This window comes from Bacillus sp. LL01 (assembly GCF_001037965.1).
The window spans coordinates 309,251-326,523 of sequence record NZ_LFEL01000003.1 but is presented as its reverse complement, the minus strand read 5'-3'; the positions used below and the strand labels follow the sequence as shown (position 1 = coordinate 326,523).

Sequence of the window (17,273 nt, the reverse complement as noted above, 5' to 3'; positions counted from 1 at the left end):
CGCTTTACTCTAGTTTAATAAGTAGACTCTTGTTTCATAAGGCTGCAGATTAAACTCTGAAATACTTGTCTGCTCATCGATCTTATAGTTACTTAAAAGGAGCTGCTTCGTCATAAAGTTTATTTCTCTTGGAAGCCTGAATGACGGCTCCTGATCATAGAAGTTACAAATTACAAGGAGTTTCTTGTCTTGATAAGATCTTACATAAGCGAATATCTCAGGGTCATCTTCGAGAATCAATTGATAGTCCCCGTACACAATCAGGTCATTTTGCCTACGCAAATGAATTAAAAGCTTATAATAATGAAAGATGGAATCTTCATTAGCCATCTCTGCTTCAGCATTAATGGAACGGTAATTCGGATTGACCGCTAACCATGGTTCTACAGTGGAGAATCCTGCATATTCCTCTCCATTCCACTGCATTGGAGTTCTGGCATTATCCCTGCTTTTTTGATGGATACTGTCCATAACTTTTTGTTCACACCAACCCTGTTCCTTCAGTTCGGAATAGGCTTGAAGGGTTTCGATATCCTTATAGGCGTCTATTGTTTCAAATTTGACATTGGTCATACCCAATTCTTCCCCTTGGTACACATAAGGTGTTCCTTTCATCATGTGAAGAAGTGTTGCCAGCATTTTCGCCGACTCGATACGATACTTTCCATCATTTCCAAACCTTAATAAAGAGCGGGGTTGGTCGTGATTATTAAAATATAGGCTGTTCCATCCACTTTCCGCTAATGCATACTGCCACCGCGACAAGCTTTGTTTAAGTTCCTTCAGGTCAAGCGGCTTTATATCCCACTTTCCGTTCGGTCCATTGTCAAGGCCTACATGTTCAAATTGAAATACCATATTCAATTCGTTTCGTTCTTCACCTGTGTAGTCTTTAGCCTCTTCCGGAGTAACACCCGGCATTTCACCTACTGTCATTATGTCAAAATGAGATAATACCTTCTCATTCATTTCTCTCAGGTATTCATGAATTTTGGGGCCATTGCGGTAATGCTTGCTTCCGGAAGCATACTGTTTTCCTGGCTTAACCTCACCATCAGGAAGCCCTTCCCCTTTTGATATGAAGTTGATGACAGCCATGCGAAATCCGTCAATCCCCTTATCCAGCCACCATTTCATCATGCTATATATTTCATCTCGAAGTTTTGCATTTTTCCAATTGAGATCTGGCTGTTTTTTCGAAAATAGATGCAAATAGTAATCATCCGTCTTTTCATTGTATTCCCATGCTGACCCTCCGAAATTGGAGGCCCAGTTATTTGGTTCACTACCATCCTCTTTCGCGTCTCTCCAAATATAATAATCCCGGTAAGGGTTATCTTTAGAGGCTTTACCTTGTACAAACCATTCATGCTCATCAGAAGTATGGTTTACCACCAGATCCATAATCAATTTCATTTCCCGCATATGTACCTGATGTAACAGTTCTTCCCAATCTTCCATTGTTCCGAACTCATCCATTATCTTTTGGTAGTTGCTGATATCATAGCCATTGTCATCATTTGGGGATTCGAAGACAGGTGATAGCCATATGGTATCGATACCAAGCTCCTTTAAATAGTCCAACTTCATAATGATCCCTTGGATATCACCAATGCCATCTCCATTAGAATCCATAAAGCTACGAGGATAAATCTGATATACGACACTTTCTTTCCACCAGGAATGCTTCATCAATAAACCTCTCCCTTCCGGTTTGTGCACGTCTCATAAATTGAAAAAATTGCAAAAAGGGGTCAGACCCCTTTTTACAATCTTTAAGCTTCTTTTCTCATTTTCACTTTTGCTATTAAGAATGTAATCACAAACGGCACGACAAGTACAATTCCCATTCCAAGGAAGAAGATTGGCCAGTATTCTGCCATGATTGAGAAAAATGCCGGAATACCGCCAACTCCGATAGATGGAGCCTTTACTCCTGCCAATGTAATGATGATACCTGCGATAGCTGAACCAATCATAGCTGCAAAAAATGGATAGCGGAAACGTAAGTTAACCCCGAACATAGCTGGTTCGGTAATACCCAACCATGCAGAGATGGAGGAAGTTAACGCCAATCCTTTCAGCTTTTCATCCTTCGTCGCCAGCATCATGGCAAATGCAGCTGATCCTTGTGCAATGTTTGAAAGGGCGACCATTGGCCATAGGAATGTTCCGCCGATTGTAGCAATTAGCTGGAAATCAACCGCAAGAAATGTATGATGCATCCCTGTAATGACAAGCGGTGCATATAAACCACCATAGATAAGTCCACCAAGTGCTGGTACCGCATCAAAAATGCCAACAAATCCATTAGTAAGGAAGTTCCCGATTGCAAATGTAACAGGTCCGATTGCAACAAACGTTACAAATCCTGTCAGCAATAGCGTAATCGGTGGGACAATCAGCATGTGGAATGCATCGCTTACACGCTTAGTTAAGAACTTTTCCACTTTCGCCAATACATAAGCCGCAACTAGTACAGGCAGTACCTGCCCCTGGTATCCAACCTTTTCAATTTCTAAACCGAAGAACTTCCAAGTTTCAACGGCTCCATCTTCCTGTGCCTCTGCATAGCCCCAGGCATTAAGTAAGTCGGGATGCACCAACATGAGTCCTAACACGATACCTAACAGTTCGCTCCCTCCAAACCGTTTGGCTGCCGACCAACCAATCAGTCCGGGTAGAAAGACGAAAGCGGTATTTGCGATAAGGTTAATGATACTTGCAATGTCCGACCATTGGGGATGTACATCAATTACAGACTGTCCACTATAAAAGATGCCTTCTCCTGTCAGAAGGTTATTTATTCCCATGAGTAGACCTGCTGTTACGATTGCAGGTAATATCGGGATGAAAATATCGGCCAACGTCTTGATTGCCCGCTGAAGCGGATTCAAATTGGATTCTGCCGCTTTTTTTACTTCATCCTTGGAGGCTTCCCCAACACCAGTTATTTCCACAAATTCTTTATATACTTTATTGACAGTTCCTTGTCCAATTACGACCTGAAATTGTCCATTAGTGGAAAATGAACCTTTAACCACATCAATGTTTTCCAAGGCATCCTGATCCACCTTGCTTTCATCATGTAAAGCCAAACGGAGACGAGTCACACAATGTGTGGCTGCACTTACGTTTTCTTTTCCCCCTAAGGCTTGGACAATTTCTTCCGTCTGTTTTCTGATGTCCATGTCTGTTTCCTCCTGTACGCCTTCTCTTTATGCCTTTGTTTTTAAATGGAATAATTCTGTTTGGCCCTTCACGGCTTGATCTGTTAGTTTTTTGTCCAGACTTTCCACTTTTTCTCCATTGGTAATCACAATTGGAGTAATCGTACTTGCAGCTCTTTCATTGATGAGATCCAAATCAAAAGTGATCAGTGTATCGCCAGCTTTCACTTTATCCCCTTCTCTAACATGACCTTCAAAGCCTTCTCCATTCATGGATACCGTCTCCAGCCCTACATGGATAAGAATTTCCACACCACTATTGGACCGGATACCTATTGCATGTTTTGTGTGGAAGAACTGTACAACTTCCCCATCCACCGGAGATACGACTTCCCCTTCCGTTGGTACAATAGCCAGTCCATCTCCCATCATTTTTTGTGAAAAAGTAGGGTCAGGAACCTCGCTCAGTTCTGTAACCTTACCGCTAAGTGGTGCTAGAATTGTTTCTTCTGTTGGAGTTTCAGCCGTATCTTTCATACCAAATAGTTTTTTGAACATATTATATCCCTCCATTTTCATTATCAGTGTTGAAGTTATCATATTATGTTGTTCTCTAATCGTTGACAGATTACTACCTTGCAATATAAACAAACGCTTACATTCTGCAACAACTTGTATATACATGCTAACGGTTACAATTTTAACTTGTATATACATGCTCGTCAACTAAAAGGTTTTTGCGCCTTTTGTAAAAAAGAAAAGATGACCCTTGTTACTATTGCCAGCGTAAAGAAGGAAAAAAAAGACTTCGTATGTGTCCAGGTTTTTAAATCCAACATGTCAAGAAGAACAAATAGTGGTTCAAAGATGAATGATAATACCAGTGCAATTCCTATGCTCCCTGCAACAAATGACTTCCAATGGGATGCATACTGATAGAGAAGCATATACATAACTGGTATCACTGCTACGTCTGCAGGGAGAAGTGTAGTAGTATGGTCTATTAATTTGATTGGGTAGCTCCACATGTGATAGGTTGTCCCCAGTAAATCCAGCCATGTCGCCATTACTGCCCAGAAAAGCCCAAAGGATAAAATCTCAAATAACCTAGACCTATCTACTGCTTTCCACCATATAATCCAAGAGAAAAAGATTGACGCAAATAACAGCCACCAACGGGGTTCCGCCATTGAACTTTGAACTATCCAGCTGTAAAGGTAGTCGAAATTGACAATCTCCATTATGTACATTCCCTCTCCTAATCGCCTTAAACACTAAAGAATTCTTAAAAGTACTTTGCTGGTCATAACTTACCTTAATTTCCCCGAACCGAGTCATTTTTAATCCACATTTTTCTCTCCATGCCAACTAAAAAAGCGCTGCTTGCGGCAGCGCTTCAGATGGAAATGGTGGTGGTGAAAGGGATTAATGAGAACACTTTAAAAGATACTGTTACTTTCTCTGCATTTTCAACCGTTCCCTCTCCTTTTTTATCCTTAAGGTAAATGCTGTAGAACTTTTCGGATTTTGAAGCGTCGCTTGGGATAGTAACTTCGTCTAATTCCTCGAACTCATCTGTCTGGGTAGACATGAATGATTGGTCAATACTTGATTCTCCACCACTGTAGACTCCACTTAACTGGATGTTGTAAACCGTGATTGGCAATTCATTTTGATTGCTATCCACCATGGAGGCTTTGTAGACTTTAATCGGCATTATGTAAGGGTTTTGGATACTTAACGAAACACCGTTTAGATTGGACTCCTTCACTGCAGAAGCAATTACCTCTTCTTTTGTTGAATGGATATAGGAAAAAAATAAAAAGACACTTATCAGTAAGGCTAATACTATTCGTACGGGTTTTCGAAGTTTTCTCAATGGATAGGCTCCTCGCATTTTTCTCTCAAGATAAACATAAAAGGTATCTTACCATCTTATTTAGCACAAATCGAGAGAATTGAAACCTATTCTTCTTCCACCACCACTTCAAACTCATCCACCAAATCGCCTTTGTCATCGTAAAGTTGCGCCTTATCTCCGTTATTGTTCCACAAATGATCGCTCAACCAGTGTATATAACGCTTTAAATGTTGTTTTTGAGCACCAGAAGCAATATAAATTGTCTCTCCCGACTGAAGCTCATAATTAACTGGAAAATCGTACGTTTGATATCCTTTTTTACTTACCAACTTCCAGTAAGACATATCCACTGTCTCATCACTTTTATTTTCAATCGTTACCATCTCTCCTTTTACATCCAGATCCGTAATGACAACTGACTTTTTAGTATCCTGTTTATTTTGGTTAGCATAAAGCCATGGTCGATTGTTTACATACAGCAGTTTTCCATCCGTCGAAAAAACAATGGTTCCGGATTCTGCTGTATTGTAGATGTCAGATCCACTCTCAATTAGCCTATTGATGACTGGCAGATGGGGATGATTAAAATCGTTATCCTTTCCCGCAGATATGACCGCTATTTTCGGTTTCACATCTTTTAAGAAAGAAGCCGTTGATGAGCTATTAGATCCATGATGAGCCACTTTCAAAATGGTGGATTCCAGATTATATCTCCTGCTAAGTCTCTTTTCTTCCTCTTCCTCGGTATCACCCATCAACAAATATTTCATATCTCCGTAAGAGAGGTGCAGAACGATGGAGGCGTTGTTGGTCTCCTTGTCCTCTGACCCACTGTTTAACACTTTAATGTTAATATCGGGATCGATTTCAAGTTTCATTTTTTCTTTTGCATACTGGACGGGAACGATATTGTTCCATACATATTGCTTGTATTGGATAAAGGTTAACGTTGTATGGGCCTTTCCACTATCTAGTATTTTTTTGACAGGGATCTTTTCCAATAAGGATGGAATACCTCCAATATGGTCGAAATCCGGATGGGTGATGACCAAGAGATCAATGGAGGTCACATTTATTTTTTTCAGATAGGCCAGTAATTGGGAGGAAGAATTTTTGGGTCCCGTATCTACCAATACGTTGGAACTGTTTGGGGTTTGCAAAAGTATGGCATCGCCCTGTCCAACATCAATAAAGTGGACAAGAAGTGGGGCTTTCTCCCTCTTTACATTCGGTTTGTCTATGTCGTATAGGATATGACGGGATGGTGGATCCTGTTCGGTTGTTTGAGAAGGCAACAAGCTGGTTCCTGCTGCATTAAGAGGGTATAGAAGAAAAGCAGTCATTAATAGGAGTTGTATTTTTCTCATGTTCAACCCACTCTCCCCCTTGGTTGTAAGATACTATAATTACTATGAGGGAGAGCAGGAGATTTTATTCATTACCAAAGGTTAAAAAACATATTTTTCTTATCAGACATCTAGTTGTCAAAGCCGATGTTATCCAAAAATATCAAACCGCTTTCCGTCTGGTTAAATTCAAAGGTGATCTCATCTATCTTTGTGTAATCCATGCCTGGAAAGCTTTCCTCAAGAAAATCCAGAGGTACTTCGTATGTTTGCAACATATGTTCATACTGGTTGCCGAAGCGCTCATTCCACCAATCAAATCGATAGAGCTTCGTTGTATATGTCGGCTCAATGAATACTGTTTTTCTAATTCTGCTGTCTAATCTATTGGTCCCTTTCGGCTTGACGGTTACTGTAATTGGAATGGCTTCTTCCTTGTACCCTTCTGGAATTGGTATATGATAGAATTCGTATCTTGTTGGATGGGCTTGTACCGCATCAAATCTTAAGACAGATTCTTGTGTAAGTCCACCTGACGTTTCATCCGGCAAGCTCAAATTATAGCGACTATTCCTATTTTTCCATCCAAGCTTTACGACCTGATTATCCTGCTGCTCTTTATTTCTTTGAAGCAAATTCACTTCTTTCCACACATGAAGATTGTATCCTTGCAGCCCGCCATCCTCCTGAGTTGTACTCATAACATCCACATCCTCTTCAAATGTAGATACAATCTCGAAGTCACTATCCTCATACCTTACACGTAACGGGTCTACAGGAATAAACGAAGCTACAGCCTGTTTATCTGAAAAGAAGGTTCGATATTCTTCCTGTCCCTTTAACGTTGCATCAAGGAAAGAAGCAACGTATAGCTTGGTAATGTCTCTTTGCACTTTTGGCTCCATCAATTCTTTGCGGTTCATAAACCACCAATAGGGGCTTGGCTGATCGACTTCCCAATCCGAATTGAATTGACCATGGTTCCCCCCATTTATGTATACACTGCTTTTGAACCCATTAAAATCATTGGAAAATTCAACCCTCTGAAATTGCCTCATGCCCAGATAATTCGTGTGATCTGTATCATTTCCACCCTGTATAGTGAGATAGTTGACATCTTTTAAGTCGACCGGCTTGTCTCCAGGCTTAAAACGTCCATCACCCGGGGAAAGTCCGATTAAGGATTTAATGGAGAAGTCAAAGTTCAAACTGATTTTGGCATTGTTAGGAAAGCGGTCCAACTCATTGAACATCGTAGCTATGCTGATAGCCTCCCCTCCTCTTGAATGGCCGATTAGCGCGATATGATCCATGTCCACTTTGTTAAAAAGGGCATGTGCCTTGTCTGTATCCCATTTCTGCCAGAGTTCTAAATGCTTCAATAACAGCCAAGCCCTTCCTGCATTATCCCATCCGATATGCCCCGTTTTTCCGGAGTTGATGAAGTTCTGATCGACAGAAACTACGATATACCCTTTACTTGCAAGTAATTCTCCAAGATAAGTATAGCCCCCGTCCGAAAAATCAGCCATATTATGGTTTCCATGGACAATAAGCACTAAGGGAAACTCGCCTTCTTCTTCGCTTTTTGGCATCCATACCCTCCCATTCAAAGGAGCGCTATTCAGATTAAAGCCCCAGAATTTTTCCCGATACCATTTATTCAAACCTTTAGGATGAACGATGAAAGGCGACATATTGACCGTATGTGTTTGGAACATAACGTCTGTGTACTCTTCTCTTTGCTTATCCTCGCCACTTCCATATGTAAAATGTTCAATAGTGTAACTGCCTTCTTCTGCAGGATTTTCAAGCGCTGATTCTTCTTGTGAAAGATCAAGGGACCACTGCCCTTCCTTTCCATCAGTGAATGTATAGTACAAAAGTATGCCGTGAACCATAAGTGTGAAAACAGAAAAAGTGAGAAAGAAAGCTGTACTCCTTCTTTTAAATAAGAATGCTGCTATTCCAATGAGTGCACCTAAAACGATAACGAAAAACCCCATCAATCGGAAAAAGGGACCCATATATGTTCCGATACTATAGACTACGCAAATACATCCAATGATGCCAGCAACCAGTATCTTAGGTAACCTCTCCAGCATCTTAAGCAGAATGATAGACAGTAACACCCCCAGCACCAAAGCAAGGAGACCTGTTCCAAAAACAAATAGGATATCGAACCATTTTCCCGCACCTGTGTAATAGAAATAGCCCATAAACATTACGAAGGCGGTCATATAGAATAAGAGACCAATCACAACATATCTCCAGCTTGATGTCACAAAATCAGCAGCTTTTTCTAAGCTTTTAAAATACAGCGTTTTAAGCTTGTTCATTGCAATCCCCTAGTCATCTGTATTTTTTTACGACTAAATCAAATACTTATTCATGATTTCTTCCTGTTCGTGTTTTCTTCTATTTTTCCCAATTAAACTAAAAAGGATATAGGCGGCTAGGGATAGCACTACCGGAAGGACCACACTGTGCATGCCAAATGCGTCGGGATAGAACAGCGAAATCCCGATATAGGAAAACACCCCTACCAAGATGGAAGCGAGTGCGCCATCAGCATTTCCATGCTTCCAATAAAGCCCCAATACAACCGGCCAAATGAATGCTGCCTCCAATCCGCCGAATGCAAACAGGTTCAATGTGATGAGAAATTCTGGTGGGTCAATAGCCAAGAAGAAGACGGTGATTCCTACAATTGCCGTTATTCCTATACTTATCCTTTTTATATTCTTTTCTGGTGCGTCAGGACGAATATAGTTCAAGTAAACATCCTTTACGATGGAAGAACTGACAATCAGCAATAGTGAATCCACCGTCGACATGATGGCCGCCATTGGTGCAGCCAAAACGATTCCAGCCAGCCAAGGTGGCAAAACATGCAATGCTAAAAGAGGCATCACGGTATCAGGAGTATCCAATCCTGGCAGCACCGCTCTCCCGAAGACTCCTGCAAGATGCATACCAAGCATGATAAATCCTACTACGATTGTTCCAATAATCAAGGCCGCATGCATCGCTTTAGAATTTTTGTAGGACATTGCCCTTACCGCCACCTGTGGAAGTCCTACTACTCCCACTCCAACCAAAATCCAGAAGGACGACACATAAAGTGGCGTCAATGATCCATCAGCACCAAAAGGAGTAACGAGGTTTGGGTTTTCCGCTATAAGGTCACTCATGATGGCAGGGATGCCACCACCAGCAAGGATTGTGCCCGCCAATATGACAATGGTCCCTAGAACCATAATAATTCCCTGCATCCCGTCTGTAATGGCAACAGCACGAAACCCACCAATTATGACATAGACCAACACAGATGCTGCAAAAATAAACAGGGCAGTTGTGTAGGAAAGGCCTGTTATGGATTCAATAAGCCTTGCTCCACCGACCCATTGTGCTGCCATTGCAGAAAAAAGAAAGATAATGACGCTACACGCCGACAACAGAACGACCCACTTGCTCCCGTAGCGTTCCTTCAAGAAGTCAATCAATGTGATAGCCTTCATTTTCCTTGCCATAATGGCGAATTTCTTCCCTAGAATAGTTAATACAAAGTAGCCAGTAACTACTTGAATCATGGCTAATAGTACCCACCCAAGGCCAGTGTGATAGGCGATACCCGGACCTCCAATAAAGCTGGATGCACTCCCATAAGTGGCTACCATCGTCATTGCAAGCAAAAGTCCTCCAAGCTCTCTGCCACCAAGGAAATAGTCTTGGACAAAAGAAGAAGAGTTGGAAAGCTTACGGGAGGCTGTCACTCCTATGAAAAACATGATCAGAAGAAATATAAGCAATGGAATAATTACTTGGATGTTCATGAAGGATCCCCCTTTTCATCTGATTCCAGGGGAATATCCTCAAACAGAAATTTCACCACTGTTATAACAATAAGAATGATGACGATGAAGCCAACGATGCAACTATAGAAGAACCATGCAGGAAAACCAAACACATACGTATAAGATTCGACAGGTTGAGTCCCAAATCCATAGGCAAAGCCATACCACCATGCAAAATGAAAGATGACAAGCGCTATTCCAATCCACGCTTCCTTATGGGCAATGGGATATCGCCAATCTCTTTTGGTATTTCGTTTTAACTTTTTGTCCATCAAACCACTCTCTTTATCCATCAGTCTTTTACATTCGGATGTGTTTATAGGATGCTATTGATTCTTAGACATTCAAGCTGTTGATTGGAGCAAAAGGCGAAGACTCCTGCGGGAGGTAGCGCATGGTGGAGACCCCGCAGGCTTGCCGAGGAGGCTCCAGCGGCGCCACGCGGAAAGCGTAGCCCTTTCGCGGAAATCAACAGCGGTGTTTATCAGAGCCTTTCATTATGAAACGCCTGTTTTGCCAGCAATTCAATGGTAAGTTCATCAGCAGGAGGATTATGAAGACCTGCCCGGACATCCCGGTAATGTCTCTGCAACGGGTGCTCCGCATGAAGGCTTTGCGCACCGACAATCCTCATTGCTTCATCCACAACAGCTATTGCACTATTGGTCGCAACAAGTTTGGCAGCAGCCAATTCTCCAACAAGCTCCTGCCGATTTTCGGGCTGTTCATCCCAAATCCTTGCCACACTGTAGAGGAGATGCCTTGCAGATGTCAGTTCCAAGTCCATCTTTGCAACCCTCTCCCTCACTTTAGGGACCTCCCTGATAGGATGGGGCAAGCTGTTGGGATGGTAAGTATCAGCAAAGGAAACAGCTTCGTTTCTGGCTGAAATGGCTATTCCCAAATAGCATGCTGGTATATGTAGTAGCCACCCTTGCGGCTTTGGTGCCTGTTTCTTTTTTATGTATAACAAAGACCGATTAGGTGCTAAACAATCCGTTATCAGTAAGTCATCACTTCTTGTCGCACGCATACTCATCGTATTCCAGGTCTCTTCAATGGAAATGCCATTCAGTTCACGAGGCAATAAGAATTCACCAACATCGTCTGTCCCGTCGATCGTAGCAGAAATGATAAAATAGTCCAGGGCCGGTGCAAGGGAAGCAAAGTTCTTTCTTCCGTTGATCAACCAATTACCATCAGGGAGTTTCTTTGCCACCGTTCCCGGTTTCCCGCCTCTTGCTGGGCTGCCTGTTTTCGCTTCACTGTGCGCACTATTTATCAGCTTTTTGTTCTGCACGATTTCCTTGCAGATTTCTTCATAGGTAGCTTCCGGCCAAGAGGAATAGGTTGAAGCATTCATCATGATTCCGAGATGCCAACCGAGACTGAGTGCTGTGGGTCCATCACCCTGAGCTATCGTTTCTTGCAGGAGGAGGAAATCATATAATCCCGCACCTTGTCCACCATACTTTTCTGGTATGGTAAGGTCCAGATATCCCGCTTCTTTCAACACTTCGAAATTCTCAAAGGGAAATTCGGCATTCTGATCATAGTGGGCGGCTCGTTCGGAAAAATCCGTAGCCAGTATTCCCGCTTTTCTTACGATGTCTTCCTGTCTCTTCGTTTGCGCAAAGTTTCTGATACCGTTCATCCGTTTATAAACCACCTTTGTCCTATGCAAGTTTACCAATCATTTTACCATACTGAAAAAATCTAAACTCTATTTAAACTTAATATTCGGGTTTTGCAGGTACGCCTTTTCCTCTTTCTCTGACATTATACCGGTAGCCTTCCCGACATTACCGTTTTGTAAAGCCCAAACCCGGTTATGGTCCATATCAGCAGTAGAAAAATCGTCATTCTGCCATTTGGTGAGAATTTCAACATATAGTTGTTCATGTTTATAGTTCCCTTCCTTTACTCTCTGAAGAAGCCAATCCACTCTCTCATCCGTCAGCTTATAATGGGTCCATTTACTTTCAGCTTTCACCTTCTGGTGGGACATCCAATGAATATAATTTTGGACATCCACTTCGTTCAGCTTGTTTTTGTGTTTGAATGGATTATCTTTCTCAACGGTTATACCTTTGGAGCCCGATGATTGTGAGGACGACCGGTTACCTAGTATCCCACTGCTCCCTGATTCCTGAAGTGGAGAGGTATATATGTAGTAGGTGACTAAAGCTCCCGCTAGAAGCAGGACTGCCACAAAAGGGAAGAGTTTGCGTTTATTTGTTTTTAACCAATTTTTCATAACATCCTCCTTTTTTCTTTACTCTATTATTATAAAGTTATCACTCTATCTTTTCCATGTTTCTACTAATATATAGAAAACAAAGGAAATCATTTTTTAAAGATATTTTATCATGAATGGTATTATTTTTCAGAAAAGTTGAAATGATTGGCAGCAAGAAAAGCCACACCGTTTAAAAGGTGCAGCTCACAACTTCATTCATATTCATTAGGGCTTAAGCTTTTAGCAATCCATATACTTCCTCATCTAACTTCTTTGCAAGGTCCGCATCATATGTCTTCACATAGTCTGGCTCCTGTGTAATCTTTCCACCATAGAAAATCACATCTTCCACAGATTCCACCTCAACGGTTACCACACGATACTTCATCGTTTTGTCGATCACATCTGATACTGTTCCTCTTCCATTTATGGAATAGCAGCTGCCTGCACCAACCACTCCAAGAATAAGGTCCGGATTCTTCTCGATATTGAAGGCACTTTCTGCCTTATGTCCCAATGCAAATTTAATCGTTTTCCCGTCTTGGTGAGCAACAAGCCAGGAAACGATACTCAAATTTGGTTTATTGGTTTCCTTGTCTGTTGTAATTAGAGACACAATTTTTTCACCTTGTAGCAAGTCAATCAATTTTTCATTCAGTGCATTTTCTAATCTTGGCATAACAAATCCCTCCTATTTCTACATATCACCATTATATACAATGTTTGGACAACAAGCCAAACTCCTTTTTCAAATGCCTTTAGAAAACTGCTCAACGTGCTCCATTTTATATGTAACAAATACCCTTCGCACAAAAAATAAAACAGCTACTCATCCTGTCATATCAAGGATGAGTAGCTGTTTAGACTATCTGTTAAAATTACTTCTTCTAGAATAAGTGATAGATTCAGAGTAGCGCTGTTGCAGCTTTTTTCTTCTTTTTCTCCTTTGAAAAAAGCTCATAACAAAAATGAAGATTAATAGGATAAAGAATAGGAATATAGTAGAAACGAGACTGCTTTTTGCCTCTGTTTCTCCGTTTGGACCCGCAGCATCCATTGATCCTGTCGATGCAGTAGAAGGTACCGGGGTGAGGACACTTTTCTCCTGTTCCACTAACACATTTTCTTTAATATGTTCTCTATTTCCTACTTTTACAATCAGATCTTTGTCTTTATTTACTGCAAGAGAAATGGTTTCTTTCTCCTGTTTTGCAACAAATACGTTTTTGGCCAACATGTATTCCGTTCCTCTTGCATCCTCTACCATTTCTCCCTTTTCAATTTCTTCGGTCATGAAGTTTGAAAAACCATAGTCCAAGAGAGACATTGTATCCCAATAGCTGTAATATTTGGACGAAGCTTTTAATGTAACAGCAATAAGCTCCATTCCATCTCTTTGGGCAGAAGTGACCAATGTATGACCGGCTTCTGGCACATATCCATTTTTCACACCAGTTGTCCCTTCATAGTCCCATAGTAAGCGATGGTGGTTGTACAACGTAGTTTCCCAACCTTCGCCTACCCATTCCATTTCCTTTGTGCCAACAATCTCTCGAAATTTTTCATTTTTCATTGCATATTGTGCAATTTTCGCCATATCCTGTGCGGTTGTTACATGATCAGGATGAAATAGTCCATGCGGGTTCTTGAATTTCGTATCTTCCGTTCCTATCTTTTCTTCCATAAATTCATTCATTCTTTTCGCAAAGGCTTTTTCGCTGCCATCAAAATGTTCTGCAATGGCAGTACCAGCATCATTTCCTGAATTGATCAGGAGGCCTTTCACCAATTTTTCAAGGGTTACTTTTTCCCCTTCAAGTAAATAAACCCTGGAACCATCCTGATCTCGGGCATTTTTACTTACGGTCACCGTATCTTCTAAGTCGCCTTCTTCTAGTGCGATAATGGCTGTTACAATTTTGGTGATGCTTGCTGGATACATGACACGTGCACTATCTTTTTCATATAGTATATTTCCTGATTTTGCATCTATTAATAAGACTGATTCACTGAACAGTTCATCAGGTCCATTCGCTTTTGTTTCTTGTGTGTTCCCTAACGCCAACAAAATGAAGGAGATAAGTACACAAGGGAGAATTTTTTTCATCATATTTGAGACAAACCTTTCTACTAAGTTTGTTTATTTTGGTAGTTATCCTAAATTTTTGATGTCATAAAAGCTCGAAAAACCTCACTCTGTTTCAGTTTATATTATATTGCTTGTATTTTCATGCAAAATGAAGGATTTGTTAAAAAAGTCATAAAAACTTAACAAGAAGAACCGCCCGGTCCTTTTAAATCTAAAATATTTAGTTGATTGGTTAATCGCCGCTGTTCCTTTCCACAAATGGCTGCGCGCTTTCCACGGGGCGACCTTGAGCCTCCTCACTTCGTTGCGGGGTCTCAAGATTGTCGCTACTCCCCGTAGGAGTCTTCGCCATTTGCTCCAATCCACAGCTAGAAACCAGTCATCTCATTTAGATATTTAGTTACCCTTTCGGTGAATGGTATTACCTTGTTGATTGTAGTGGAAGGCGGGCAGACTCCCGCGGGAGGAAGGGACAGGTAAGACCCCGCAACGGCCCGCAGGAAAGCGAAGCGCCTGGAACGGAAATCCACAGAATTATATGCTTTCTTACTTTTCAAATAAAAAGCGAAAGAGAATTAATCCTCTTCCGCTTTTACTATATCCTTTTCCATAATCAGTAGTGGTTTGTCCCTGTAGAATACCTTCTTCACTACACCAAATCCGAGCTTCCTCCAATATCGTAAACCTTTTTCGTTTTCTTCTAAGCATCCAAGCCTTACCGTTTTCACCTGTCTTCTTATCATCAAATTCTCATAATGTTGATATGCAATTTGTGCTAGGCCTTTTCTTTCCCACCCCGTATGTATGATAAACAGACCCAACCAGGGATAAAGATCTTTGGGATTATTCATCGTAAAATCTATGATTCCAACTGGATTCCCTTCCCAGCTAATGATATATCGCTCTTTTTCGACCTTCTCTTCCAGATGCTCTTTTCTGATATCATGAAGAGTCAATTTTTCCCGCCCGCTTGAAATAAGGTTATATTCAGGCTGTGAATTCATTATGTCCAGTTCAATATCCAAAAATGACGCATCACTTTTAATAAAGGTCAACATCTGTATCCCCCCATGAAACAGGGTAAATAGAGAGGATCCCCATTTACCCGCATGCTATCAATTATTCACTTTTTCGTTTTGACAATAAGCTTCTACAAAATGGGAAGGGTTCAGCGGCTCCCCTGTCACCTTCTCTATTTTCTGGTTCCAATGATAGGTTGCACCTGGTGCCAAAAACTCATCTCGTATAAATGCTCCAACCTTAAGGGTAAAGAACTCATCGGATATGTTGTTCTTGATATATTGATAGAGCTGGGCTGCAGTCAATTCACCAAGCAAATAGTTCTGATAATAAACTGGCGCAAGGGTGAAGTGAATTTTCGCCGCCCAATCAGGATTTGTGCAATCCTCTGGTGGATTCAACAGTTGAATCTTTTCAACCGTTTCCCACCAAAGTTTGTTGAGATCCTGGTCCGGATTTTCATATAATTGTCTTTCAAAGAACACAAATGTGATAATCCAGCGTCCGGAAATAAGCATTTTCAATTGTTCATGCTTCGCAAGCGACGGCATCATTTCATCAAGCTTACTATCTTCCAACTTCAAGAATTTGGACAACCATTCCCGATTTTCAGTCATCTTACCGAATAACATGGCAATGGACTCGGTTGTCAGGATATGGGCAAAGCTTCTAAGCAGATATGGAAGATCACGGTCCACATACTTGTTGTAGGCTGCATGGCCGAACTCATGTAACATGGTTCCCATCCAATAAGTATTATCCACATTATTGCAGAGGACGCGGATGTCCCCTTCCCTGTTCATGTCCATACAGAATGCTGTAGGATTTTTGCCTTCACGAGGCTCAAGGTCAGAAGAAGCGTACAATCCTTCGATTGGCATATCCATGGAATCGAAGGTATCTGCCGTAATCTGTTCAAGATTTTTTCCTTTAAAGAAAGAATCTAGGTTCGTTTTTTCGTTGGCAGGAGCTTCCTGGAAGAACGGGTCGACATAATGCCACGGTCTCAATTCATCAACATTAATGCCAAACTTTACGGCCAACTCCTGATCCAGTTCACTTTTTAACTTTCGATACGTTTCATCTGACTGTTCAACAAGATCGGAGAACATGGAAAAAATCTCTTCCATATCAAGCTCCTGATTGGCAAAAGACATCTCATAAAAGTTGTCATATCCCAATTTACGAGCTGCGACATTGCGTTTTTTCACAAGTGCCAATAGCTTTTCCGAAACAACCTGACCCACTTCCTTGCTTGCCTTCCAAGCTTTTTCACGCTCCAGGCTTTCTGTACTGTTCAACAACACGTTTCGGATATCGTTGGCTGATAACCTTTCCCCATCCACTTCAGGCAAATACGTATTGAAAAGATAATTCAATTCAGAAGACATCGTGGAAAGCTCTTCGATTGTCTCTTTATCTAATTGATTTTCTCTAATTCCATACTCCAGTATCTCCAATTGCCTTCTTTGCTTTGGTGTCAAAGTAGATTCTTTTAGAAATGCCCTGACCTGTTCGTACCTTTCTTTATCTGCGTAGAAGAGGCTGAATTCACTAGATGCTTTTCCTGCTTCTTCTGCCCACTTCTTTTCCCCGGTCGTTTGTGCCATCCAACCGGCATGAGTGGATCTTTTCAGCAAGGTCTGAAATTGTTCATTCTGTTCTTTCAAAAAATTTTTGATTATCATAAA

The 17,273-nt window shown here is 41.3% G+C and carries 15 protein-coding genes; all 15 read right to left on the bottom strand.

Features of this window, described 5'->3' with window-relative positions; genetic code table 11:
- Nucleotides 1-9: 9 nt before the first annotated feature.
- Complete coding sequence (locus AB685_RS11120; RefSeq protein WP_047970668.1) at nt 10-1,692, bottom strand: alpha-glucosidase; 1,683 nt, start codon at nt 1,690-1,692, stop codon at nt 10-12.
- An 83-nt stretch (nt 1,693-1,775) separates the two neighbouring features.
- Complete coding sequence (gene treP, locus AB685_RS11115) at nt 1,776-3,191, bottom strand: PTS system trehalose-specific EIIBC component (protein WP_047970667.1); 1,416 nt, start codon at nt 3,189-3,191, stop codon at nt 1,776-1,778.
- Between the two features lie 27 nt (nt 3,192-3,218).
- Nucleotides 3,219-3,728: a PTS glucose transporter subunit IIA gene (locus AB685_RS11110; protein ID WP_047970666.1), complete on the bottom strand. Its 510-nt coding sequence runs from the start codon at nt 3,726-3,728 to the stop codon at nt 3,219-3,221.
- Between the two features lie 164 nt (nt 3,729-3,892).
- Nucleotides 3,893-4,411 (bottom strand): CBO0543 family protein, encoded by a 519-nt coding sequence (locus AB685_RS11105; protein WP_198530493.1) that lies wholly within the window; start codon nt 4,409-4,411, stop codon nt 3,893-3,895.
- 155 nt (nt 4,412-4,566) lie between these two features.
- Nucleotides 4,567-5,049: a hypothetical protein gene (locus tag AB685_RS11100; protein ID WP_047970665.1), complete on the bottom strand. Its 483-nt coding sequence runs from the start codon at nt 5,047-5,049 to the stop codon at nt 4,567-4,569.
- A gap of 86 nt (nt 5,050-5,135) precedes the next feature.
- Nucleotides 5,136-6,398 carry an MBL fold metallo-hydrolase gene (locus AB685_RS11095; RefSeq protein WP_241773286.1) on the bottom strand — a complete coding sequence of 421 codons (1,263 nt, stop codon included), beginning with the start codon at nt 6,396-6,398 and terminating at the stop codon, nt 5,136-5,138.
- 110 nt (nt 6,399-6,508) lie between these two features.
- Entirely contained in the window at nt 6,509-8,716 is a 2,208-nt protein-coding gene (locus AB685_RS29735) for a hypothetical protein (protein ID WP_053073794.1), read from the bottom strand.
- Nucleotides 8,717-8,749: 33 nt separating this feature from the next.
- Complete coding sequence (gene panF / locus AB685_RS11085) at nt 8,750-10,213, bottom strand: sodium/pantothenate symporter (protein ID WP_047970664.1); 1,464 nt, start codon at nt 10,211-10,213, stop codon at nt 8,750-8,752.
- Complete coding sequence (locus AB685_RS11080) at nt 10,210-10,506, bottom strand: YhdT family protein (RefSeq protein ID WP_047970663.1); 297 nt, start codon at nt 10,504-10,506, stop codon at nt 10,210-10,212. The genes panF and AB685_RS11080 overlap by 4 nt, the downstream gene beginning before the upstream one ends.
- 212 nt (nt 10,507-10,718) lie before the next feature.
- The gene (locus tag AB685_RS11075) at nt 10,719-11,888 is read right to left on the bottom strand and encodes an acyl-CoA dehydrogenase family protein (RefSeq protein ID WP_047970662.1); all 1,170 of its coding nucleotides are present in this window, start codon (nt 11,886-11,888) and stop codon (nt 10,719-10,721) included.
- Between the two features lie 69 nt (nt 11,889-11,957).
- Complete coding sequence (locus AB685_RS11070) at nt 11,958-12,491, bottom strand: DUF6241 domain-containing protein (RefSeq protein ID WP_047970661.1); 534 nt, start codon at nt 12,489-12,491, stop codon at nt 11,958-11,960.
- 214 nt (nt 12,492-12,705) lie between these two features.
- A complete protein-coding gene (locus AB685_RS11065; protein WP_047970660.1) occupies nt 12,706-13,152 on the bottom strand; it encodes a pyridoxamine 5'-phosphate oxidase family protein in 447 nt (148 codons plus the stop codon).
- A 186-nt stretch (nt 13,153-13,338) separates the two neighbouring features.
- Nucleotides 13,339-14,583, bottom strand: a complete 1,245-nt coding sequence (locus AB685_RS11060; protein ID WP_047970659.1) for a D-alanyl-D-alanine carboxypeptidase family protein — start codon at nt 14,581-14,583, stop codon at nt 13,339-13,341.
- A gap of 554 nt (nt 14,584-15,137) precedes the next feature.
- Entirely contained in the window at nt 15,138-15,620 is a 483-nt protein-coding gene (locus tag AB685_RS11055; RefSeq protein WP_047970658.1) for a GNAT family N-acetyltransferase, read from the bottom strand.
- A 57-nt stretch (nt 15,621-15,677) separates the two neighbouring features.
- Nucleotides 15,678-17,270: a M2 family metallopeptidase gene (locus AB685_RS11050; RefSeq protein ID WP_047970657.1), complete on the bottom strand. Its 1,593-nt coding sequence runs from the start codon at nt 17,268-17,270 to the stop codon at nt 15,678-15,680.
- Nucleotides 17,271-17,273: the final 3 nt, after the last annotated feature.